Below are 22,635 nucleotides of genomic sequence, written 5' to 3' on the forward strand. Positions count from 1 at the left end.
TTTATTTATATTTTAAAAGATAGAAAGGAGTGACATTTCCATGTCTTATCACGAGGATTGTTGTAAGAAGAAACACTACGAACACGATCATTGTTGGAAGAAAAAATGCTGCGACAATGAGCATCACGATCATTGTTGGAAGCAGGAAAAATGCTGCGACAATAAGCATCACGATCATTGTTGGAAGCAGGAAAAATGCTGCGACAATGAGCATCACGATCATTGTTGGAAGCAGGAAAAATGCTGCGACAATGAGCATCACGATCATTGTTGGAAGCAGGAAAAATGCTGCAATAATGAGCATCACGATTGCTGTAAGAAGAAAAAACGCTGCGATGATGAGCATTGCGATTGTAAGAAGAAAAAACGCTGCAATAATGAGCATTGCGATTGTAAGAAGAAAAAACGCTGCGATAATGAGCATTGCGATTGTAAGAAGAAAAAACGCTGCGATAATGAGCATTGCGATTGTAAGAAGAAAAAACGCTGCGATAATGAGCATTGCAATTGTAAGAAGAAAAAACGCTGCGATGATGAGCATTACGATTGTAAGAAGAAAAAACGCTGCGATAATGAGCATTACGATTGTAAGAAGAAAAAACGCTGCGATAATGAGCATTACGATCATTGTTGTAAGCAGAATAAATGCCATGTTGACTTTGGGTGTCATATGTCATGGAATTGGTAGTTTGTTAAATGAAAAGTACTTTGATACCTTAATTATCAAAGTACTTTTTTTATTCCCAAAAGATGTGTCATGTCAACCTCACATGTTATGAGTACTCATTCTGTTGCCCTTTATCACATTTCCGAAACAAATACATCCCCATCGTCAGTCTCATTTTTTGCGCCACCATGGAAAATATGATTTATGATTCGCTTGATGCTTCAACTACCCTGCCCGTTCATCTTCAAGAGAATCGACTATATCCTTTATAAGATTTATTTTTGAAAAAAAGTAATAATTTTACACATTAATTCTGGAACATTTGTTCTGTTTATGTTATTCTTATAAAAACAAAAGAAAAGATCTGATCGCAGTAAACGATTTGATCCGTAATTATAATTAACGGTCGGTTGTATCCGCGGGCCTAACACGGTTGTACCGCTGAGCCGAGCCATTCGCTAATCTTTAGGGTGCCGGTTATAAAGACAGCTCCGAACTTCAGCTAAGCACCCATTAGTTTTATAAAGCATTTATAACACTTGTCCCTCTTCATCATCTGGGAATCATTTCATTATTCATCAACTCCTTCATTCTTAATCAGTGAATTAGTTCCTCCTGGTACTAGGGGAACATAAAAAGGCTGCCGCAGCAACCCATGATAGCAGAGTATAGTCTTAAACAAGGTTATTACCTATTCTCGGCAATCTTTTTAAGTGCCTTTGCACGAGAAACGATAAATGCCCTCATATACTTCTCTAAAAACAACTTATCAGCTAATACTCCAATTGGACCGAACGGTGACTTATATTGAAATGTATCCATCATTATAGTTCCGCCTGGTTCTTCTTTAAACTGATGTGTGTGTACGAAGGAATGGAAGGCACCCTTCACCATAATATCTACAAACTTATTTGGTTTTTCCATTAGTATCACTTTGGCTTTCAGCCTTTGTTTAATACCAAAGTGTATGGCTTCCCAAGTAACAGCATCTCCCTCCTCTAATAGCCCTTCTGTCACACCATCAACAGCCATTTCCTTAGTGTTAGCTGTCGTTTTGGTATGGATATCCACACTCCTCGCTAGGTCAAAACATAATTCAACTGGTGCTTTAATAAATTGTTGATACTCAATAACAGGCATTTTCCAATCTCCTTATATTAGCACTTTCTATCCACCATTATAGCTCGTTAAAGCAAATTATACCCAGCTCTCATTCCCTTATCCTTCTCTGTTTGCTCCATAAGAAAAAGCTGCCAGAAGACAGCTTTTCCGATAAATTCTTCGCCTGGTAAACTTACTTTTTTATAACGGGGATCCATATTTCACTTCTAAATGTTGGTGAGGTTATGTCTTTATTTTCATTCCAAAGGATTTCCGGCCCTTCTCTTTGTTCATAGTTAGAGGATGGAAACCATTCGGAATAAATGCGTCCCCAAACATTTTGCAGTGTTTCAGGAAAGGGGCCGACTGCTTCGAATACCGCCCATGTAGACGCATCGACATTCAGCTGTGTTAAGTTATCTGGACATTCCCTCGTTGTAGCTGTGCCGATATAATGATCAAGCTCCCCTTTTTCCTCCAACCGGCCTTCGGAAAAGTTCGCGGATGCACTAAGCAGCCCTAATGGCTCGACATTCGATAGGTTTTTAAGTTCATTTATCGTTTTCTCGTCTAAACTTTTCCACATAGATGCAATCTCTGGATTGACCCCGTTAAAAATGATTGGAACCCTTTTTTTAATTCCAATTATGTGAAATGCCTCTTTTTCTTCAATTCGATAGTTCATTTCACTGCCTCCTTTAATGGATATTTGGAAGGACATCGGTGGATAGGCTTTAAGTGAATGGCCATTACTTCTCGCTTCTGATGGCGTGATACCATGCAAATGCTGAAACGCCCTTGCAAACGAGTCTGGTGAACTGTACCCGTACTTTATGGCAATATCAATGACCTTTATGTTGCTATTTTTAAGCTCAAACGCTGCAAGTGTAAGTCGTCTTCGGCGGATATACTCGGATAGTGAAATACCGGCAAGGAAGGAAAACATCCTTTTAAAATGATATTCCGAGCAATAAGCGAGCCTTGCAACTTCTTTAAAGTCAATTTCGTTCGTAAGATTTTCCTCAATGAATTTAATGGCACCATTCATATTTTTGAGCGAATCCATTCAATGACCTCCCTTATATCAACAGAATAGCAGGAGTTGAAATGAAACATCCGACATTCTGTGCACGATTATGCAGGGTCTAATCCCTTTGTGTTAAAAGTACTTATTGTTGAAATGGGGTTTTACCGACTTTTTGCATAAATAGCTCTGGTTTATCAATCTCATTAAAACCGTATTTTTTATATAATGAATGTGCATCATTCGTAGCTAACATAAACCTGCGAACCTTTTTTAGTTCGGAATGGTCGGTGATAACGTCCATTAACCATTTTGATAATCCTAATTTACGATAGTCAGGTAATATAAATACATCGCAAAGATACGCATAGGTTGCTAAATCGGTTATTACCCTTGCAAACCCAACTTGATCACAACCTTCATTTCCTATTTCACCCTTATAAACCCCAAAACATAAGGTCGTATTTTCAATTGACTTTATTACTGTTTCCTTAGTTATCCCCTTTGACCAGTAAGCTTCGTGAATCAAAAAATCATGTATTACATCTACATCTAAATACTTTTTATTAGTAGAAATCGAAAATCCTTCATTATTCATTTTACATCCCCCTATACTTTCTTAATTTTCTGTAATTATATCAACTGATTTTATCTTGAACTATCCTGCGTTATCGAAATATTTAAAAACTGCCATACATATAACTCACGCACCAGTATGTTAAGTAAGGTATAAGGGATTCTTGGAAGAATTTTAATTACAACTAGTATATCTAAGTAATTCGGAACAAATATTAAACATGTTGCAAATTTAAAGGAGGTGGCTAAAATGAACGCACAACGAGCAGAAGAAATTGCTTCTTCACCAAATATGGTTAATGTAACCTATAATGAGGAAAGTATCTACATTGAGCACGTGGATGAACAAAATGGAACAGCTACAATCCATCCCCTTGATGATCCAAATAAAAAACAAAGTGTTTCTGTAACCAGCCTGCAAGAACAGTAATTTCCTCGATTCATCAATAAACCTCCACTTCCGGGTGGTGGTTTATTGTTCGATTAAGTGCAAGCACCACCTCTTGTATAGCATGTATCCATCCAGAAGCGTAACAAAAAAAGCCAACATCAATTGTTGACTTGTATCCCTATACAGTTGACAGCCTGCACTTTCAAAAACGATTTTAGATGGGCTAAGTAAATTTTTAATAGGATTACTTATATTTTTCATTTTCTATTATAATCACTTTTTCCCCATTCGCTGCTTTTCCTATTTGTTTCGTGTTTTCAACCAAGCGAAAAATATTATCACAGCATTGTTTGGTGCCTATAATTAATAATGGCACACCTATGAAATCAATTTTTAATGCTCTTGATAAATATCCCCCTATAGACATGGCAATAGGGACAGTAGGGGATGTATTGGAAAATACTATTTTTTCGTTAAAGTGAAATTTCTCTTCCAGTAGTAAAGTCAATTCTTTTAATGCTGGAACAACGAGTTTCTCTCTTTTATGTCCCATTGTATAAACGGAATTGCCATCTTCATCGACCCCGCGAAAAATCAGCTTTCCAAATTCTTTTTTCGTTAATTTATTAAAATATTTCACATTTAATATTTCTTCCGAAGTTAGTTTTCTTTCCGATTGAGGTAATTGTTTTAAATGATAGGCGGCAGCCAAAGACGTGGTATGTGTACCCCCATAATCATTATAGATATACATCATGGAATCATCCCTAATAATTTTTTTAATACTATTATGGTCATATACTCCATTTCCAATTCAGGTACCTTTGTGCTGTCCGATTAGTATATTCCTGTCCTCGGATCATCAATAAAAATAAAAGAGTACACCTATCATTCATGGATGATAAGGGCACACTTTTATTTTTTATAAACTGGGGTATGTATAGGAACAAGTTTTAAAATCCTCCCAACCCTAGAGATGGGACAGAAAATTTAATTAGCTTATCATCGATTGTTTCTTGTTTAATCGGGGCAGGCAATACTGTGTTTCTAACATCAGCGACCGTGTTAAGATCAAAGGAGTCGATTGCTTCCCCTTCTTGGTTCATGATTGAAAGCACTCCATCATTACTCGTTTTTAGACTAGGTTGATCACTGATTAGATGAGTATAGTATAAGTCTTCGTTCAGCGTGTAGGAATTAGAGTAATCCGCTGAATAAAGTTTACTTTTTTTATCAATTTTTCCTGATTTAAAGTTTTCAAAGCCATAGTTGAATAAAAGCTTGGTATCAGAGTAGGCAACTTTGTCTGAAGGAGCTTTTAGAGTGACAGCAATCAATTCCTGTTCTCCTCTAGTGGCAGTAGAAATCAGGGTGTAGCCGGATTGACTTACGAAACCGGTTTTCCCGCCGGTTATTCCCTTATAGGGGAGTTCGCCTTTTAACATTTTATGATGGGTAATCAAAGTTGTGTCCCATGTTTCAACTTCCCATGGTAACTCCTTCTTCCCAAAATACTCACGGAATGTTTCATTTTTCATTGCATATTGGGTGATTTTCGCAAGGTCACTGGCCGTAGTTACATGGTCTTTGTCAAACAATCCATGGGGGTTCGTAAAATGAGTATCGGTGACGTTTACTTCTTTTCTTAAAAACTCATTCAAATCTTCCATGAACAATTTTTCACTGCCAGACATATGCTCGGCAATTGCGATGGCTGCATCATTTCCGGAGTTGATTAGCATGCCTGCAATTAATTCGGAAAGCTCTATTTCCTCCCCAGGTTCAATAAATACCGAAGACCCGTCTGCCTTCGCCGCTTTTTTGCTAACAGTCACCAGTTCGTTCTTATCCCCGTGTTCTATAGCATATATCGCCGTGGCCACTTTCGTTAGACTGGCTGGATACATACGTTTATCCATATTTTTTCCGTATAATACTTTTCCACTTTTCGCATCAATAATGATCCCGGCTTCACTATTGAGAGGTAAGTCAGATTCTGCACTTACCTTCGTAGAGGCGAAAGGGATTAAAGCCAAAATGAAGATGATGAAAAACTTTTTCATATGCCGCTCCTTTGATGATAGTTAAATCTTATATAGTCATAATAAAATAAATCTGAATGTTTAAAGTTGTTTTATTGAAAGTGAAATACAAAAGTAATTACCCCTTAATAATTTTGGAAACATTTCGGGTAATCACCTTCATTTTCTTTCCTGAAATAACTTTAAAAGGGTTGTAACCCTTTTAGTGGAGCCTCCATTTAATCCTCATTAAATGAAATTTTTTGTAGATCACTAAATATCTGGAAATTAATTTTCAAGAAAAAAACCCTTCAAACGGAAGGGCTCTGGCTGTAGAGAAACTCTAAGAAAAGCGAGTTTGACTGCAGTTTTTTCTTTTAAAAATTCCAGTTGATTTCAGAAATCCGCTCCCTTTCCGCCGACTGTCTGCCAAGCCTCCTCGACGCAAGCGTCTGTGGGGTCCCGGCTAGCCAGTTTTTCGGCAGGAGTGTCGCATATTTCTTCAATCCATTAAGGATGACAGGAAAAAAACATGAAGGATAACCTTGTCTTAAATAGGGTTTGGAATAAGACGAGCCAGCAGTTTTTTCTTTTAAAACACAAAGTTGATTGGAACGGAAGGTACGAGACTCCTGCGGAAAAGCGTGGCAAGGGAGACCCCGCAGGCGCGCCGAGGAGGCTCCCTGACCGCCCGCGGAAAGCGAGTACCCTACGTTCCAATCGACGTTCCAGGTTTAATAAACCCTTATAAAACTGAAGACAAAAGGGGCTTATCTAAATTTCAACACAGAGTTGATTGGAACGAAAGGTGCGAGACTCCTGCGGGAAAAGCGCGTCGAGGGGAGACCCCACAGGCGCAAAGCGACGAGGAGGCTCCCGGACCGCCCGCGGAAAGCGAGTGCCTGGAGTGGAAATCGACGTTCCATGTTTTACAAACCTAAATGAAAATTGAGCAAACTTGTTTTCATCGAGTTTATCTACAGTGTTAAAATTCTGTTATGTTTTCATTTTCATTCCTATTAACGCACATTCCACTTTTACTATCGGTTTTCTTGATAATATAAATATTATGGTTACAGGTATGACTAATAAAACATAGTATTGGCCACTTTCTTTGATCCAATCATAAATAAATGAGTTGTAAACATATTCCAGGAAAAACATATGAAAAAGATAAATACCTAATGTAATGGATCCTATTTCAGTAAAAAACGTTTGTTTTTTAGGAACTATACATAAAAAACAGTATGTTGCTGCTCCCATAATTAAATATACGAGTAACTTATATATAAAACCGAGGGCAATGGAGCCTTCCATTAATTCCTGATAACCTAAGCGGCCATAAAACCATTCCCTCCAAGTCATTTCCCCATAGAAATAAATACCGGTAAAGATCAACCCTAGTACAGCCCAGCCGATCAGGGCATTACTTTTCTTTTTAACCCATTCAAAATGATTTTTTTCTAAAAAGTGTCCAATTAAAAAGAAAGGAAAGAAAAAGAAGGTTCTCGACAAACTTAACCATTCATTCACTTCACCAAAGTAACCGATTATTAGCGAGACAATGATTGAAAGGGCGATTCCATATTTCCTGGAGGAAAATATAAACAATAATATATTCCAGCAGAATAAGCTTATTAAGAACCATAAAGCCCATCTTGGAGTCAATATTGTGAAGTCTATTGGTTCATCAAATACCTTCCGATAATAGAAGGTATATATCACCTGGAATATTACATAGGGAATTAATATTTTCTTAATGAGCCCCCAGAGGTCCTTTTTACTTTTTATCTTCCTGGAAAAATAACCGGATACTAAAATAAAAGCTGGCATATGGAATGAAAAAACAAACAGATAAATAGTTAAAATCCATTGGTTTTCTTCCACCATTCTAGCTAATGTGTGCCCCAAAACAACTAGTACGATTAAGACAGCTTTCGCATTATCAAAATACGGATCACGTTTCATGAAATCTTACCTCCTATAAAGAAACTGCCAGTTATATTTTCTAACCCTCATTTATGGTTTGAATGAAAAAGCCGGCGTTCCTCTACTATAGGATTGCCGGCTTGGAACTTCATTGGAGTATCTACCATATCACAGCTTGTTTACAGTTTAGTTAATGGAAAATAACAGTTTGATAACAGTCAAAAAACTGCCTATATATGGGTACACCCGCTTATTGGCTTACGTACCCGTTAGTGACTTGCCGGAACGAACAATCTCTTCCATCATCAAAACTCCAGGCAATTCCAGACGTTTTCGTCTTTTCAAAACGGGTAGTGTATTATATAAGCATGAGTATGATAACGTCTCTCTATAGGAGGAATGTTCATGAATCAGGTCATTTTGTTTGATGGCGAATGCAACTTTTGCGATTCGAGTGTCCAGTTCATTATCAAGCGGGATCCGCAGGGGCTTTTTCATTACGCTTCGCTTCAAAGTGAGGCAGGACAAGAGTTGCTGAAGAAGTATGATGTTCCTGCAGATATAGATAGCATGGTGCTGATTGAAAAGGATAAGGCCTACTATAAATCGTCTGCAGCCTTGAGGATTTGCCGCGGCTTAAAAGGGGCATGGAAATTGCTTTACGGTTTCATCATTGTCCCAAGCTTCATCCGGAACTTCGTTTATGATTTCATTGCCAGGAACCGTTACAAATGGTTCGGAAAGAAAGAAGAAAGCTGTATGCTGCCGTCGCCAAGTGTTCGAAAGCGGTTTTTATAAAAAAATGTAGTGGTTGGATTGGCATTGGTCCTCAACAAAAAAAGGACGATAAGCGCTCTTGGCTTTTCGTCCTTTTCATTGTGTGAATGTGGAGTATCTCCATAAATGATTGGCCGTAGGGTGCGCCATCATTTCGAGCCCTTTGTTTTCCGCTAGGTGCAGCGGTTCCCAGTTTTGGTCGTCTGCCTCCTTTAGGTAGACTTCGTGATGCGGGGCCTGATCATGATAGCCGGCGATATTGATTTCACCATTTCGATAAAAGGTCCCGATCACTTTATAATCCACGGCAGGTGAAATGATGATCGGATTGCCTACAGAGTGTGTCAGCTGGATTGTCGTTTTCTCATGATTGGATACTACGCGCTTCACTATAACACCTTCATCCGAGGCCACTCCCTCCTCAAGGAAATCCCCATCATGGTTGTAAGCCTCACTTTTCCCGACCGCTTTGGAGAATTCAATCGCGGCTTCCCTTTCCTTTTCGTGAATGAACACATCGACCCTGGTCCGGAAACGGGATGATTCAGGATCAAACCCGCGGTTGTCTCCTTTAAAATAGGGAACCTTTGAGGCCAGATTGGGGTTTTTCAGCCACTCTTCCGGTAAAAAAGTGGAATAGCGCAGCTGCCAATTTCTTTTCCTTTTACCATCCACATCGTTTTCAACTGACTGCAAAAGCTGTTTTACAGGTCCTATTTTTTTAGTATTCGTTATTTCCTCGATCGCCGCCTTTGCTTGGGATGAACCTTTTTTTACGGCTCCGACAATACTAGCTACAAGGGATTTCACGGCAAAGGACTCCTGCTCCGAGCGCGGAAGGGGCCGCTTCGCTTTAATGGTATATGTGTATTCCTGATCTTCACTAATACTCCGATCATTGAAGGAACATCCGCTCACTTTCCCAATATCCACGCCGTTTCGATAAATCGTATATTCTTTTATTCCCTTGATGGGCTCCCATTCCAGGCTGGCTTGGCCTTTTGCGACAATTGTGGTGAATACCAAGTCCAAAAGGATATTATCCTCTTTTTTATTTTCGGCGGTCGTTGATGTCTGTATTTTCATCCTGTTCACTGCCTGTTCTTTTTCATTCAAGCTATCTATCGTGTACGTATAGATGGTTCCTGGAGCCAGACCCCGATCTGCCATCTTCGGCTCCGAGCCGCTGTAAATCAGCTCTCGCCCCCTGAATACCCGATAGTAACCACCTTCATCAGGCCAAATAAGCTTGATGGAATCCTCTTTCCGTTCAATTTTGCACATCAATGAAGCCGTTTTGAATACCGCTTGATGCTTCCTCTTATTGGAAACCAGATAAGCAATTCCCGCAAGACCAAGAGCAAGCAATGAATGCCGTGCAGTGAATGTAACACCGCCTACTTTTAAACGGGGAAATGAATAATGGGCAATCAACTTCTTCATCACCTCTTCTTTTCTAGGTGTTATTCTTTACCCACTTTAATCCCTGAGCACACTTTGCGATGTGCTGTGCTGGCATAAAAAAACCGAGGGAATGTTTACTCCCTCGGTCATGTATATGTTTCACTGGATTATATTTTAACGGCGGCTTTTTTCCCCGCCTTTGCGTCCTGCTTCTTCACGGCTCATTTTTCCATCATCGGAATCATCACGTTGATTGGCCCGTGCCTCTCCGCCTTTTTCGCCGATTTCCTGATAGAATTCCTTGCCATGACTTTCGGAAGTGGCTTCTCCGCCTTTTTTACCAATCTCTTGATAGAATTCCTTATCATGATTTTCGGAAGTGGCTTCTCCGCCTTTTTGGCCAATTTCTTGATAGAATTCCTTGTCATGATTTTCGGAGGTTGCTTCTCCGCCTTTTTGGCCAATCTCTTGATAGAATTCCTTATCATGATTTTCGGAAGTGGCCTCTCCGCCTTTTTGGCCAATCTCTTGATAGAATTCCTTATCATGATTTTTCGCTGTTGTTTCTCCACCTTTACGTCCTGCTTCTTCACGACTCATTTTCTCATTGTTGTTAGCCATTAAAAATTCCTCCTTATTATTTGGATTTTCCATGTACTAGCTACATATGTCATGTATCCGCTTGAACAGCCATAAAACTAGATTCAGCTATAAACTTCAGATCGTTTTTTTAGCGGCGGCTTTTTTCCCGCCATTAAGTCCTGCTTTTTCCTGCTCATTTTTCAATCATCGGAATCACGTTGATCGGCTCTAGCCTCTCCGCCTTTTTTGCCGATTTCCTGATAGAATTCCTTATCATGATTTTCGGAAGTGGCCTCTCCGCCTTTTTGACCAATCTCTTGGAAAAATTCCTTATCATGATTTTTTGCTGTAGCTTCCCCGCCTTTGCGGCCAGCTTCTTCCCTGCTCATTTTTTCATTGTTGTTAGCCATTAAAACTCCTCCTTATTATTTGGATTTTTGATGAACTAGCTACAGTTTTATGTATACCCGATAGTTTTGATATAAAACTAGAATCTATTAAAACTTTTCCATTTTAAAAGGAAAAGCCTCATGGATGATATCACCCACGAGGCTCCCCGCTTATCCTTAACCTGACTTCGGAATTCCTTCTCGCAGGCGTTCTGGCAGCTCCACAAGGGTTTCATTCAAAGTATCCAATTTCGTTTCAATCCTATGAAGCAAATAAAGGGTAACAATGATCGGGAACCCAATATCACTGACAAACGGCAGGATTTGATCCACTTTTTCCACCTCTCTTCCAGGGTGACCAACAAAACCCGTTCTTAGATGAGTTCCACTTCCTCGACATTCCGCTCGACAAGGCGTGCCGCTTTCAAATCGACGAAATCCCCTGAAGATGTAATGAACACGTTCCCCGCAATGATTTTTTCCATTGCCAGTTTAATCGTACTCACTTCGACCGGCTCCTTCGGATTATCAACGGAAATCGTCGCTAACTTTCCTTCCTCCGTAACGAAAATCAATTCCAGTACTTTAGCCATTTCCAATCACCTCCCCCGCTTCCGGCATCTTTCCAAATACCATTTAGCCAATCAATGAATACATATCGACCCTGGTCACTTCACCCATTGGATAATTCTGCACACTTGTGATTGCAACAGCCGTCGAAAACAACTGATCCGCCGTCGCCTCGACCTTGATGTTCGAAAAGGTCCTCCGCTTGAAAACGAGAGCCCCTTTTTCATTTAACCCCGTCTCAAAATCGATCCGCAACGTACTTGAAACTGGAATCTGCTTTGCCATGCCACTCACCTCCTTTCACACTCTATATAAACTTTTACAGGATGAAAGTAGCATGATCTTGAAATTTTGCAGGGAAACGCAAAAAAGGCTCCCCATCATTTGGGCAGCACTAAAATCAGGAAATCCTTTTAATTATCTACTGGCATCATCCATTGTCTTCTTCTCTCACTAATAAATCCTTCTCAATCATGAGCGGTTTTTCTACAAAATTAATTCTTCTCATTATTTGTTGTATGACTCTCGGAAAGAAGTAAGCTCCAAAGAAAGCACAAATAAAAGCCTGTGACCAAGTTTTTAACCATGCAGATATCAAACTGGATTAAAGAAGGCAGCGTAGACTTCGGCTTTGTGAATTTAAATGTTTCGGATTTAACTACGATCCCCTTGCAAGAAGATGAGATGGTGGCTGTGATGCCAGCAGATCATCCTTTAACATCATTCACAGAAGTCTCCTTGGAGGAATTGCTAAAAGATCCTTATATTCTGTTAGATGAGGGAGTGATACATGAACCATTAATGATTTTTAAACAGTTCGATTTTGAACCTGATACACAATACCGGGTATATGATCCTTATGCAATTATGTCCATGATTGAAAAAGGGCTTGGCATTTCGGTTTTACCGAAACTGCTCTTACATAAATGTCCCTATAATATTGTAACGAAAAGCATCTCTCCTTCTATTATCCGAACCATTACTTTGGCGTATAAGGATAAAAGGGTATTGCCAATCGCCAGCAGGTATTTTATTGACTTTATCATTGAAAGGTATAGGGAAATCTAACGTTTTTGCTTTTACTCTTATTTTCCCTTTACGTTCTTTTTTTATGACTTAAAAATTCCTGATGCGAAGTTAAATTGCAGCTGCCTTTAAATGGCATGTCATGTTCGGCTTTTCTGGGAAATAATAATCTCGAAAGGAAGTGGATGTTGATGTCATTAGAATGGTTTGACAGAGTAAGCGGGGAATTGCAGGATCATCTTAAATCAATTTGTGAGAAATACGATCGCAATGGCAGTATGATCGTGGAGCGCGGGTCTAAGCATCCACGCATCGAGTTTTATACAGAGCTGGAAGACGATGAGCGGGATTATTTTTCCTCGCTGTTTTTTGATCCGTATAATGAAGAATTTTATATGGAATCGTTCGATCCGGATTTAGGGCAGATCAGCAAGGTCATTCTTTCGGATATTGAAGATATCATCGATGCTGTCCATGAGAGCTTCCATAACTATTTGGAAGAAGATGAGGATGATGATGATTACGATTATGCATATGAAATGGATATGGATGATGATAATGATGATTTGTATGATCCTGACGGCGAAAATTCCGATATATACGAAATCGATGTAGATTGGGAAACGCCTGAAGTGACTGCCTATATCCAGGATAATGAAGTGGAGGTCACCTACCAGTTCGGTATCGTTCAGGAGACGGGTGATGGTGTGCTGAAACGGATCAATCGGATTCGGACAGCGGATGATGACCTGATAAAGGATGAAACGAATTTCATTTTCAGCAAGGAAGAAGCAAGCACGATCATCGCCATGATAGCCAGTCATATGGATTCACTTAGTGAAATGGAATAAAACCAACAAAACCTTGTCCATGATCATCATGGACAAGGTTTCATCATATAATAATCAGTTCATATACCTCTGATAATTGCGTGACCCGTTCCGAATCACTCGCTTCCTTTGCATGCTTGATTTCCTGAGGAAGAATATGGTTAAGGAGACTGGCCTCTTTACCGGATAGCTTATTGACGAGTTCTTCTTCAGAATGAAAGTGTCCGCTTTTGATTTTATTATATATTTCCTGCGCCTCAGGATATTGGTCCGTATAGTTAGACAATATCTCACGTAAGTAACCAATCGTACGATCCATCAAACCATCCCTCTCGAATGTTAGATTTTTGCTTACATGCTATACCTTCCCCCATTTTTTGATGATAAATTCCTGAAAAAAAAGATATCCAAGTCAATGGATACCCAATTAGTCTTCCTCCCAAAACAAATCATCCAATGTACGGGATAATGCTTTACAAATTCCGACACATAAACTTAATGAGGGATTATACTTTCCGGATTCAATCAATCCTATCGTTTGCCTGGATACGCCGACAATCTTGGCCAGTTCTTCTTGTGACAAGTCCTTTTCTACTCTCGCAAGCTTCAGTTTTATATTTTTCAAGGGACAGCACCTACTATTTCTTATTATCTTAGCTATTTTTCATTCCGATTTTCTTCGCCAGCAAGTATATACCGCCAAAAAACAGAAGTAAAATCGGCAAATAGATCATGACGGATACAAACGATACCAATATAAAATACCATACGCCTTGGGAACTGCCATCGGCATAGGATACAGCACTATTCACGCCCATGAATATAGCGATGATAAGTGCTAAAGCAACCGCTCCAAGAACCGTCTTCTTGCTCATCGGTGTTTTGCTTGTGCGGTCATGCATCTCCACCTCATCCCAGAATACACCTAAGAAAATCGAACGAGCTAAGTAATACAGCCCCCCTCCAACAAGGATCGCGAATTCCAGATATAGCTCCCCGCTGCCTGCACCATATTTATATAATTTGAAAAGTGCACTCACCAGGCAAATGACCAACATGACATAATACATTTCTTTATAAATCTTATTTCTTACATTCTCAATCCGCTCATCCGTGATCTTTTTCGTTCGTTTAAATAGATTCACCTTTAATCACCCTCCATTTAATTCCATTTCTTACTCTTATTATATGATTCATTTTACTTTTTGCAACATATATATTACATTTTATAATTTATAAATTGCATTATGTATAAAAAAAGGTACCCACACATCAAGTCCGGATCCCTCTACTTCCTTATTTAGGGCTTTACTCGCATCTCTCCATTTTCGGAGATAAATCGGCAGTTTTCGTCGATATATCTTTATTTTCGGAGATAAAACTGCAGTTTTGTCGATATCGTAAATTCAATAACAAATAGTGCATTAATTCCCTTCAATCTAATTTAACGGCAAATACAAAAACTCCATTTTTTTTAAATGGAGTTACTCTTTTATCTAATTATGAATTTTTCATAATAAAGGTTGATCATTTTAATGCTAAAAAGAAATATATCATCATGCTTAACAATTACTCTTCATTAAGATGATAGCAAAGTTGGACAACGCCAGAGGAAAAGCTTTTTGTATTAACCAGTGTTAGGTTCAATCTCTCCTTTATGTCAATAAACAAAGGTTTTCCTTCCCCTAAAATAACAGGGTGAACAGATAACCTGAATTCATCAACCAGCCCCAATCTTATAAAAGATGTAATAAGACTTGACCCTCCATAAAGCCAGATGTCTTTACCAGGCGTATTCTTTATTTTATTTACTTCTTCAACAATATCATCATTTATGAGCGTTACGTTATTATCAGTGCTTTTTTTCGTTTTAGAAAACATGAATTTTTGTTTGCTATGAACGATATTCCACATTTCTTTTTCAGTATCGGACACCTCATTTTCTGGCGTATATTGCCCCCATAAGTCATAGCTTTTTCTTCCATAAAAAATAGTATCAATTTGATTCAAGAAATCAATGAACCCCATTTCAGAGTCCATAATGCACCAGTCGATTTCTCCATTCGGCCCTTCAATAAATCCATCTAATGTAACTGCTAAATCTAAAATAATTCTTCTTGGTCTTTCATTAATGGTCATTCTTAAATCTCCTTTTGCCGTTTATCAGCAAAGCCAAAGGTTTCGCGGCTTTATCCGAATGAACGTACTCTTATTAGCTCAGTGAATCCCCATGAATAATCACTGTTTTTCAACATTTCATCAGAAGTTACTTCAGTTACGTTAGTTTTATCTTACAGCTTCCATCATAGTATTAAAAGATTGAATCAAAAACTAAGGAGACTTGCGATGAAAGCAATGGTATGCACGAAATACGGTTCACCTGATGTACTGGAACTCAAAGAGGTAGCAAAACCAACGCCCAATGACAACGAAATACTGGTAAAGGTTCACGCGGCAACAGTGGCTTCTGGGGACGTGAGAGTCCGGAGTTTCAATAGCCCTTTCTTATTATGGCTGCCGATGCGAATATTCCTGGGTCTTAGAAAACCGCGAAAACCGATACTCGGAGTGGAGTTGTCCGGGGAGATAGAAGACACGGGGAGGAATGTGACGAAATTCAAAAAGGGCGACCAGATTTTTGCCATGACTGGAATGAATTTCGGTGCCCATGCCGAATACACATGCTTACCTGAAGACGGACCAATCGCATTGAAGCCTGCCAATATGACCTATGAAGAAGCCGCCGCCGTTTCTTTTGGCGGAACGACAACTCTGCATTTTTTCAGAAAAGCCAATATCCAGGACGGGCAAAAAGTCCTCATCTATGGAGCGTCCGGTTCGGTGGGCACTTCCGCGGTGCAGCTGGCCAAATACTTTGGAACAGAAGTTACCGGAGTTTGCAGTGCCGCAAATTTTGAATTGGTGAAATCATTGGGAGCCGATAAAGTAATAGATTATACCGAAGAGGATTTTACGGAAAGACAAGAGCGGTATGATATCATCTTTGATGCAGTCGGGAAAAGCTCGAAAGCCACATGCAAAAAAGCACTAACCCCGAACGGGCGATACGTGTCCGTTGTAGGTCAAGGAATTGCAAAGGAACGTACGGAAGATTTACTATTTCTCAAAGAGCTAATCGAAACTGGAGAATTAAAATCGGTCATTGATAAACGCTACCCGCTGGAACAGATTCCCGAAGCTCATAAATACGTAGAGCTAGGACATAAAAAAGGAAATGTCGTGATAACTTTGGTTGATGATGATACCCCCTGATCAAATCCATAGTCTTTTTATAAATAAAGCGTTCAGTTGATATCAGAAATCCGCTCCCTTTCCGCCGACTGTCTGCCAAGCCTCCTCGACGCACGCGTCTGTGGGGTCTCGGCAAGCCAGTTTTTCGGCAGGAGTGTTGCATATTTCTTCATTCCAATAAGGATTACTGAAAAAAACTTAAAGGATAAACTAGTCTAAACATAATTGAGACTAGCCTACAGTTTTTCCAAGAAAACACTTCAGATTATTGCAGAAACCCGTTCCCTTCCACCGACTGTCTGCCAAGCCTCCTCGGCGCATGCGCCTGTGGGGTCTTGGCTAGCCAGTTATTCGGCAGGAGTGTTGCAAATCTCTTCAACCCTTTAAGGAATACTGAAAAAAACTATGAAGAGTATTCTAGTTTACCTTTAAAATTTTGGTTCTGGGCGAGAGCAATTCGGAACTCCTTTTACCGGAAAGTTGATGGACCGCCAGACCCTACAATATTTCTTAAAAAAGTAGTTCCAGTGATTGGAACGTAAGGTACGAGTCTCCTGCGGGAAAAGCGTGGGCAATGGAGACCCCGCGGAAAGCGAGTGCCTGGAGTGGAAATCAACGATCAGATTTACACCTAAACCATAGTCTTGTTTTAAAGTTATGTTCGGGTTGAGACACTTCCGAATCTTCTATCTCTGACTTCGCCTTTAAATTATACTATTCGAAAATCACCCACATTATGATTGTGTCCAAATCCCACTAAAACCCATTTACCTTGTAAAAAATAGCTTTTCCATCGAACCACACCCCGAAAACACGAACATTACTTTACATTTATATTTTAATGTTCACTTTTATATTGATTATCTAGCATTTGTTTGTTATATTAGCAAAGTAATAATCGTAATTACTCGTATATGCTCGGAAATATGGTCTGAGCGTTTCTACCTGGTTCCCAGTTAAAGAACTAGACTACGAGTTAAAGTATTCGGCCGCCCGCTTTTTAAGCAGCTAATGATTTAGCAATCGCTTCATTTTTGCTTGATTATCTATACTTTGACTTTCGTAGGTCTAGAAGGCAGCATTCATTCTGCCGTTCTGGACCTTTTTCTTTGACCACAACTGCGAGTGTTTCAAACAATTGGATAATTTGTTTTTAAGGAGAGAAAAAACATGTTAAAAAAGTACACTCTATTAGGAATCATTACTTTACTTTTCGTGTCGGTGATTGCAGCTTGCAGTTCTGCTTCCAAAAATGAAACGGTCGAGAAAAAGACACAAAGGCCGATCATGATTCAAGGTCCAATGCCAATCGAAGCTGAAAATTTCGCGAAAAGGTTAAAAAATGTGAAAGAAGAAAAATCAGGGGATTTTGTATTTTACATGGGAACGTTGGACAATTATCCTGTAATCGTTGCAAAAACAGGTAAAGGGATGGAAAATACGGCTGCCGCTACAGCATTGGCCATTGAAAGATATAACCCTATTGCCATCATCAATCAAGGGACATCAGGCGGACATGATCCAAGCTTAAACGTTTTTGATATTGTTTTAGGAGAAAGAACGGTAAACCTAGGTTCACTAAAAACGGCCGATAAAGCTGAAAATGAAGGAATCGATCCAACCATATGGAAACCAATGGACCTAATGGCTTCTGAAGGAAGTGCAGGAGAAGATCCTAATGCTGAAAAACCACGCTTCTATGAGGGAGATAAGGATTTACTCGCAGCTGCTCATGCAGTTAAGGATACTTACACAAAAGGTAAGGTTGTCGATGGTACTATCGGTTCTGCAGACGTTTGGAATAATGAAGTGGATCGAATTAAGTGGTTCCATACGAAATATGGTACATCCGTTGAAGAAATGGAAGGAGCTTCGGCAGCACAAATCGCCAAAGCTTACGATGTGCCTTTCCTAGGTATACGGGTACTATCCAATAATAAAACGAATGGCGGCAAATATAACCCTAATACAGCAGCAGCCAATCAAGAGTATGTGTATGAAGTGGTCAAAAAATATATCTCTGCGATGCCAAGCAAATAAGATCAGGCTGAATCTTTTTGGTCAACTATACCTATAATGAATGAAAAGAAGAGCACATATTATGTGCTCTTCTTTTTTTCGCAGGTGCTCTAATTAGCTGACTATTGATTCTTCCTCCTTGCAAAAGGTTAAGCTGAGGCTATTCAACGTGTAAAGTCTAGCGGTGAAAATGAATAAATCGCTGTAGTTATTTTCAACGTACTCTTCAATGATTGCCATCCCTTTTCTGAATCTATCAACTAATAAGTGCGTATAGTTTTCATCCCAGGTAAACCGGTTGATCCGTTTAAGTTCGTCGGCCAATACTTGAAACTTAAACTCCTCAACAAGAAGCCTCAATTGATACAATTTATCTTTATTTGAACAAAAGCAGTTGTTTTCATTTTCATGATTTTCCCGGACGAATGTGATGAAACCTTTTAAATTATCAGCTAACATATTCGCTATTTGCATCTCGAAGTTCATTTCCAACAGCTCCTCAATGTCTAAAATCTATATGAAGAGTGTATGATTTGAAATGATATTTTAACACCAACAATTCTTTTTCGAGATAGATTCCTTGTACATTTCCTTCTATGATAGAATTCACAAAAAAAATTGCCCCCCTTCCTTCCAAGGGGACAATCTTACATCGAATCCAGAACCAAAGAGATAAGCAGGCCCGCAGCGGTGAATATGCCCGTGATCGGCCCTCCGTCTTCATATGCTTCAGGCATCATCGTTGAGGCGATCATCGCGATGATTCCCCCTCCCGCAAAGGCTGCCATCGCTGCCAGGACATAGTCCGGGGCATGATCGAGGAATAGATAGCCCGACATCGAGGATAGTGCCGAAATGATCAGGACGGAAAACCATAGCAGCATGATTTTCTTCTTGGAGTAATCACTTTTGAGCAGACCCGTCGTACTCGAGAGCCCCTCCGGAATATTACTGATGAAGATGGCAATGACCAATAGCCAGCTTACCGAGCCGCCGCTTATCAAGCTTGCGCCAATCATGATCGACTCCGGTATGGCATCCATCACCGTCCCGATGAAAATGGCTAGGCCCGCTTCCTTCGAAGAGCTATTATTGGACCGTTTCCTTTTATCCGCACCTTTTTTGGAAATAAGAAAATCCAAGGCAGTAAACACGGCTGCCCCTGCTATGAATCCGATCCCCGTCGCCCAGATTCCTCCATCACTCACCGAATCAGCAAGCAGCTCATATGCCGCGGCACCGATCAATACACCCGTACCAAAGGCCATAATATAGCCAATGATGTTTTTCTTTATCGGAATGAGGATGGCGGCAAGTGCGCCAAGCAGGACGGCAGAACCCGATACCCCTCCCCAAAAGACCGCATTCCACATAGAATTCCCCCATTTCCTTTTTATAGGATAGTGTACCCGGGTTGATGTTGGGGTAAACAAGGGACGTATTTTACTATTCCAGCAAAAAAAAGCAGGTATATTCGCTGCCATGGTTTTTGTGTATGGAATGGTAGAGTTGTTCTGAGTCGTACTCTTCGCTGCCTTATATGACTGATATTTGCGGTTTTCCTTCTTCTCTTTCACTAACCTTTTCGATTTTATCGACAAACATTTGAAAAACCTTTCTCTTTTCTTCCAGTTCTTTTATCGACTCTTTCAATTCGTTCAATTTTTGTTCAAAAGGTTTATGATAGAGCTCGCGGATGTTTCGAATAATTTCATCATTTATAGTGGATTGCACAACTTGCTTGGTAATATTAAATTTATAGGAATAAACCTGAAGTTCACGCTTAACTTCTTCATACTCTTTTTCTATTCCATTTAAAACATCACTGATTTCTTCATTCCATTCTACTAAAGCCTTTTTCACATGTTCCTCCACCCTAATTTCCCCCTCATTAACTAACAAAAATCCATCTTGATAAAAACTTATTTTATCAAAAGTTCATTTCGGTTTCTTTTCGGCATAGTTACTTAACATATAAGTTTTATTAAAAACAGATAACAGCGAGTTACGAAACACTTTTAAAAATTCACATAGAATGTAACGTGACCACTATAACCTATGGAGGTGTTCAGACTGATTCATACAGTTAAACCAGGTGAAACACTGACACAGATATCCAGGGACTACCGGAAACCGCTATCTGAAATCATCGCTGCTAACCCGACCATAAATCCAAATGTCATTAATGTTGGCCAGCCCATCATGATCCCTGGTTTTCCTCCGGCTGATACCATTCCATTTAGAATCGATGTGTCCGTCAATAATCGTAAGTTAAGGCTGCTTAAAAATGGCGTACTGCAAAAACAATATCCAATCGCCGTTGGAAGAATGCTGTTCGGTACACCAGTAGGACAGTTCATCATCATCAATAAAGCCCCCAACCCCGGAGGCCCATTCGGAACGATGTGGATGAGTTTATCAAAAGAACATTATGGCATTCATGGAACGAATGATCCCAGCTCGATTGGTAAAGCCGTCTCAAAAGGCTGTATTCGCATGCATAATCGGGACGTGGAGGAATTATCAAGGATTGTTCCAATCGGGACATCGGTTACTATTCATCCTTAATGTGTCTAGGGAAACCTGGACACTTTTTTTATAAAAAATGCCTAAGTTCTTAGGCAAAACATTTCACCTCTTCTTCATTAATGTTAAAGCGAGCTAGAGTAACGAGGGGAAAGAAAGAAAAATAAGGAGACATATCGTAATGTTCATCTACATTCCCTTAGGGGACATTTCCTATGTTATAGCATATAAAAATACTTAAGCTTATATAAGTGTATAAAACACTATAGAGAAGTGCTAATAACCACCATACTGTAAGATTGTATAATAAGAACTAAATGAAGTGGAAAAAGCTAATTAGTGTAGTAGGTAATTTTCCATTGACATAGATAACCTACCACTTATACTACTAATGTTAATTGAGTATGATACTTTTCTATTAACTATTATTTCTTTAGTTTACTGACAACTTTTCATTTTCTAAGATAAGTATTTTTTCTCCATATTCAATTCTTTGGACATTCTTACTATTACGAGAAGTGACTATGTCCGATTTCCCACCAATTACTGGCAATGCTTTTTTCAGTGTTCCGATTTTTGTTGTAATTCAGGGCTATTTTAAATACCTTGCTTAAAAGGAAGTATATTACACTGCCTCAAGTCACAATGATTATTATTAATTAGAGTAAAATGTTTACCTACATAAATAAACAAGGTCACCCCTTATGTTTATAAGGGGTGACCTTGTTTAAAATAGTTAAAACATTCTCTTTCGATAAGTATTTATAAATAAAATATTAGAATAAGGAAATTAGAAAAGCATCTTCTCTTTTTGAGTTGATTTTCAGTTAAAGCTGATGAAGGTTTTATATATAGTGTAATTCTTTTTCCAACTCATCTCGTGAAAGCTTCTCTGCTTTATAGTGTGATAACTGAACTTCAAATAAGTTATTTATTAGATTGTCTTTGTTTGAGCGCTCTTTATAAAATTTAAAAACAGTCTTTAATTTATTGGAAAGATCTAGATTGTATTTCCTTTTAAAGACCAATGCTCTTAGAAGATTCAATTCTACATGTGGGTTTTCTTCTAAACTGATATCAAGTTCTGATCTTTTTAAAGTTTCTTTTAATAATTCAGCGTGTAGACAACCAGTGTTAAAATTATAGACTATTCCATCTATATTAAGAAAAACAGACCTCGCTAAATTTTCCTCACTAGCTGCTAAATCTGTATTTTTAAAAGCCCATGTATTGTTTAAATCCCATATATCAAAATCTATACCTGAAATCTTAAATTTATATCCACCAAATCTATTCTTTTTAAACTCATACTCCTCTATGAGTTGATAAAATTTTCTTTCATTCTTAAATTTTATTGCTATGTCAAAATCTCGAGGGAATATTTTTTGCTCATTTTTGATGTAAACATCCCTAACAGCACCACCAAAAAAGAGTAATTCACCTGTTTCAGCTAATTTTTCTACAAATTCCAGGGTTTCTGACTGTTCTTTAAGTAGACATATTAAATTATCCTTGATAATGCCTTCTAATTTACTCATCGGACACCCCTCT

At 39.0% G+C, this 22,635-nt stretch carries 27 protein-coding genes, 1 pseudogene and 1 riboswitch; of the genes and pseudogenes, 8 read left to right on the top strand and 20 right to left on the bottom strand.

The genetic code is table 11. The features are described 5' to 3' along the window. The first annotated feature begins 29 nt into the window (after positions 1-29). Complete coding sequence (locus tag NYE65_RS06660) at positions 30-779, top strand: hypothetical protein (protein WP_340860100.1); 750 nt, start codon at positions 30-32, stop codon at positions 777-779. 575 nt (positions 780-1,354) lie between these two features. Here the strand turns inward: NYE65_RS06660 and NYE65_RS06665 are convergent. The 3 genes from NYE65_RS06665 to NYE65_RS06675 form a co-directional block, all read right to left on the bottom strand. Continuing rightward, positions 1,355-1,807 carry an SRPBCC family protein gene (locus NYE65_RS06665; protein WP_034309744.1) on the bottom strand — a complete coding sequence of 151 codons (453 nt, stop codon included), beginning with the start codon at positions 1,805-1,807 and terminating at the stop codon, positions 1,355-1,357. Between the two features lie 154 nt (positions 1,808-1,961). Then, complete coding sequence (locus NYE65_RS06670; RefSeq protein ID WP_340860102.1) at positions 1,962-2,834, bottom strand: AraC family transcriptional regulator; 873 nt, start codon at positions 2,832-2,834, stop codon at positions 1,962-1,964. Between the two features lie 103 nt (positions 2,835-2,937). Next, positions 2,938-3,390, bottom strand: coding sequence for a GNAT family N-acetyltransferase (locus NYE65_RS06675; protein ID WP_340860104.1), 453 nt, complete (start codon positions 3,388-3,390; stop codon positions 2,938-2,940). Between the two features lie 228 nt (positions 3,391-3,618). Here NYE65_RS06675 and NYE65_RS06680 point away from each other — a divergent pair, with 228 nt between their 5' ends. Further along, positions 3,619-3,798 carry a small acid-soluble spore protein H gene (locus NYE65_RS06680; RefSeq protein ID WP_034309749.1) on the top strand — a complete coding sequence of 60 codons (180 nt, stop codon included), beginning with the start codon at positions 3,619-3,621 and terminating at the stop codon, positions 3,796-3,798. Positions 3,799-4,003: 205 nt separating this feature from the next. Here the strand turns inward: NYE65_RS06680 and NYE65_RS06685 are convergent, their stop codons facing one another. From NYE65_RS06685 to NYE65_RS06695, 3 genes are all read right to left on the bottom strand, one after another. Then, positions 4,004-4,516, bottom strand: a complete 513-nt coding sequence (locus NYE65_RS06685) for a DUF3189 family protein (protein ID WP_268592633.1) — start codon at positions 4,514-4,516, stop codon at positions 4,004-4,006. Positions 4,517-4,712: 196 nt separating this feature from the next. Beyond that, positions 4,713-5,822 (bottom strand): D-alanyl-D-alanine carboxypeptidase family protein, encoded by a 1,110-nt coding sequence (locus tag NYE65_RS06690; RefSeq protein ID WP_340860106.1) that lies wholly within the window; start codon positions 5,820-5,822, stop codon positions 4,713-4,715. A 954-nt stretch (positions 5,823-6,776) separates the two neighbouring features. Further along, positions 6,777-7,748, bottom strand: a complete 972-nt coding sequence (locus NYE65_RS06695) for an acyltransferase family protein (protein ID WP_098187352.1) — start codon at positions 7,746-7,748, stop codon at positions 6,777-6,779. Positions 7,749-8,114: 366 nt separating this feature from the next. On the opposite strand from NYE65_RS06695, the gene NYE65_RS06700 reads away from it, so the two are divergent. Then, positions 8,115-8,507, top strand: coding sequence for a thiol-disulfide oxidoreductase DCC family protein (locus NYE65_RS06700; RefSeq protein WP_328177106.1), 393 nt, complete (start codon positions 8,115-8,117; stop codon positions 8,505-8,507). Positions 8,508-8,582: 75 nt separating this feature from the next. Here NYE65_RS06700 and NYE65_RS06705 read toward each other — a convergent pair whose 3' ends face one another. From NYE65_RS06705 to NYE65_RS06730, 6 genes and pseudogenes are all read right to left on the bottom strand, one after another. Then, entirely contained in the window at positions 8,583-9,929 is a 1,347-nt protein-coding gene (locus NYE65_RS06705) for a DUF3238 domain-containing protein (protein WP_340860109.1), read from the bottom strand. Positions 9,930-10,064: 135 nt separating this feature from the next. Continuing rightward, positions 10,065-10,511: a glucose starvation-inducible protein GsiB gene (gene gsiB, locus NYE65_RS06710; protein ID WP_048883183.1), complete on the bottom strand. Its 447-nt coding sequence runs from the start codon at positions 10,509-10,511 to the stop codon at positions 10,065-10,067. Between the two features lie 167 nt (positions 10,512-10,678). Continuing rightward, a pseudogene (locus NYE65_RS06715) lies at positions 10,679-10,882 on the bottom strand (KGG domain-containing protein); the annotation flags it as partial. 156 nt (positions 10,883-11,038) lie between these two features. Then, entirely contained in the window at positions 11,039-11,194 is a 156-nt protein-coding gene (locus NYE65_RS06720; RefSeq protein WP_034309764.1) for a YvrJ family protein, read from the bottom strand. Between the two features lie 41 nt (positions 11,195-11,235). Next, positions 11,236-11,454 carry a DUF2922 domain-containing protein gene (locus NYE65_RS06725; RefSeq protein ID WP_340860112.1) on the bottom strand — a complete coding sequence of 73 codons (219 nt, stop codon included), beginning with the start codon at positions 11,452-11,454 and terminating at the stop codon, positions 11,236-11,238. Between the two features lie 43 nt (positions 11,455-11,497). Continuing rightward, entirely contained in the window at positions 11,498-11,716 is a 219-nt protein-coding gene (locus NYE65_RS06730; protein WP_053536156.1) for a DUF1659 domain-containing protein, read from the bottom strand. 300 nt (positions 11,717-12,016) lie between these two features. Between NYE65_RS06730 and NYE65_RS06735 the strand changes: the two genes are divergently transcribed. After that, positions 12,017-12,499, top strand: a complete 483-nt coding sequence (locus tag NYE65_RS06735) for a LysR family transcriptional regulator substrate-binding protein (protein WP_340860115.1) — start codon at positions 12,017-12,019, stop codon at positions 12,497-12,499. 149 nt (positions 12,500-12,648) lie between these two features. Then, positions 12,649-13,308, top strand: a complete 660-nt coding sequence (locus NYE65_RS06740) for a hypothetical protein (protein ID WP_034309777.1) — start codon at positions 12,649-12,651, stop codon at positions 13,306-13,308. A gap of 43 nt (positions 13,309-13,351) precedes the next feature. Here NYE65_RS06740 and NYE65_RS06745 read toward each other — a convergent pair whose 3' ends face one another. From NYE65_RS06745 to NYE65_RS06760, 4 genes are all read right to left on the bottom strand, one after another. Beyond that, a complete protein-coding gene (locus NYE65_RS06745; protein ID WP_034309781.1) occupies positions 13,352-13,606 on the bottom strand; it encodes a sigma-G-dependent sporulation-specific acid-soluble spore protein CsgA in 255 nt (84 codons plus the stop codon). Between the two features lie 108 nt (positions 13,607-13,714). Next, entirely contained in the window at positions 13,715-13,912 is a 198-nt protein-coding gene (locus NYE65_RS06750; protein WP_034309784.1) for a helix-turn-helix transcriptional regulator, read from the bottom strand. Positions 13,913-13,940: 28 nt separating this feature from the next. After that, entirely contained in the window at positions 13,941-14,432 is a 492-nt protein-coding gene (locus tag NYE65_RS06755) for a DUF6773 family protein (RefSeq protein ID WP_340860116.1), read from the bottom strand. Positions 14,433-14,856: 424 nt separating this feature from the next. Further along, complete coding sequence (locus NYE65_RS06760) at positions 14,857-15,426, bottom strand: dihydrofolate reductase family protein (protein WP_340860117.1); 570 nt, start codon at positions 15,424-15,426, stop codon at positions 14,857-14,859. Positions 15,427-15,633: 207 nt separating this feature from the next. Here NYE65_RS06760 and NYE65_RS06765 point away from each other — a divergent pair, with 207 nt between their 5' ends. Both NYE65_RS06765 and NYE65_RS06770 read left to right on the top strand, forming a co-directional pair. Then, positions 15,634-16,560 (top strand): NAD(P)-dependent alcohol dehydrogenase, encoded by a 927-nt coding sequence (locus NYE65_RS06765; RefSeq protein WP_340860119.1) that lies wholly within the window; start codon positions 15,634-15,636, stop codon positions 16,558-16,560. Between the two features lie 867 nt (positions 16,561-17,427). After that, positions 17,428-17,531: riboswitch (purine riboswitch) on the top strand. Between the two features lie 178 nt (positions 17,532-17,709). Further along, complete coding sequence (locus tag NYE65_RS06770; protein ID WP_340860120.1) at positions 17,710-18,579, top strand: 5'-methylthioadenosine/S-adenosylhomocysteine nucleosidase; 870 nt, start codon at positions 17,710-17,712, stop codon at positions 18,577-18,579. A gap of 93 nt (positions 18,580-18,672) precedes the next feature. Here the strand turns inward: NYE65_RS06770 and NYE65_RS06775 are convergent, their stop codons facing one another. The 3 genes from NYE65_RS06775 to NYE65_RS06785 all read right to left on the bottom strand — a co-directional run bounded on the left by NYE65_RS06775 (position 18,673) and on the right by NYE65_RS06785 (position 20,421). After that, entirely contained in the window at positions 18,673-19,044 is a 372-nt protein-coding gene (locus NYE65_RS06775; protein ID WP_340860121.1) for a hypothetical protein, read from the bottom strand. A gap of 161 nt (positions 19,045-19,205) precedes the next feature. Next, positions 19,206-19,931: a ZIP family metal transporter gene (locus tag NYE65_RS06780; RefSeq protein ID WP_034309799.1), complete on the bottom strand. Its 726-nt coding sequence runs from the start codon at positions 19,929-19,931 to the stop codon at positions 19,206-19,208. Positions 19,932-20,094: 163 nt separating this feature from the next. Beyond that, positions 20,095-20,421: a hypothetical protein gene (locus NYE65_RS06785; protein WP_370027490.1), complete on the bottom strand. Its 327-nt coding sequence runs from the start codon at positions 20,419-20,421 to the stop codon at positions 20,095-20,097. A gap of 210 nt (positions 20,422-20,631) precedes the next feature. On the opposite strand from NYE65_RS06785, the gene NYE65_RS06790 reads away from it, so the two are divergent. Beyond that, complete coding sequence (locus NYE65_RS06790) at positions 20,632-21,126, top strand: L,D-transpeptidase family protein (protein ID WP_340862098.1); 495 nt, start codon at positions 20,632-20,634, stop codon at positions 21,124-21,126. 803 nt (positions 21,127-21,929) lie between these two features. Here NYE65_RS06790 and NYE65_RS06795 read toward each other — a convergent pair. Next, positions 21,930-22,622 carry a hypothetical protein gene (locus NYE65_RS06795; RefSeq protein WP_340860124.1) on the bottom strand — a complete coding sequence of 231 codons (693 nt, stop codon included), beginning with the start codon at positions 22,620-22,622 and terminating at the stop codon, positions 21,930-21,932. Positions 22,623-22,635: the final 13 nt, after the last annotated feature.

The sequence above is a fragment of the Peribacillus sp. FSL R5-0717 genome, from assembly GCF_038002945.1.
Classification (GTDB): Bacteria; Bacillota; Bacilli; order Bacillales; family DSM-1321; genus Peribacillus; species Peribacillus frigoritolerans.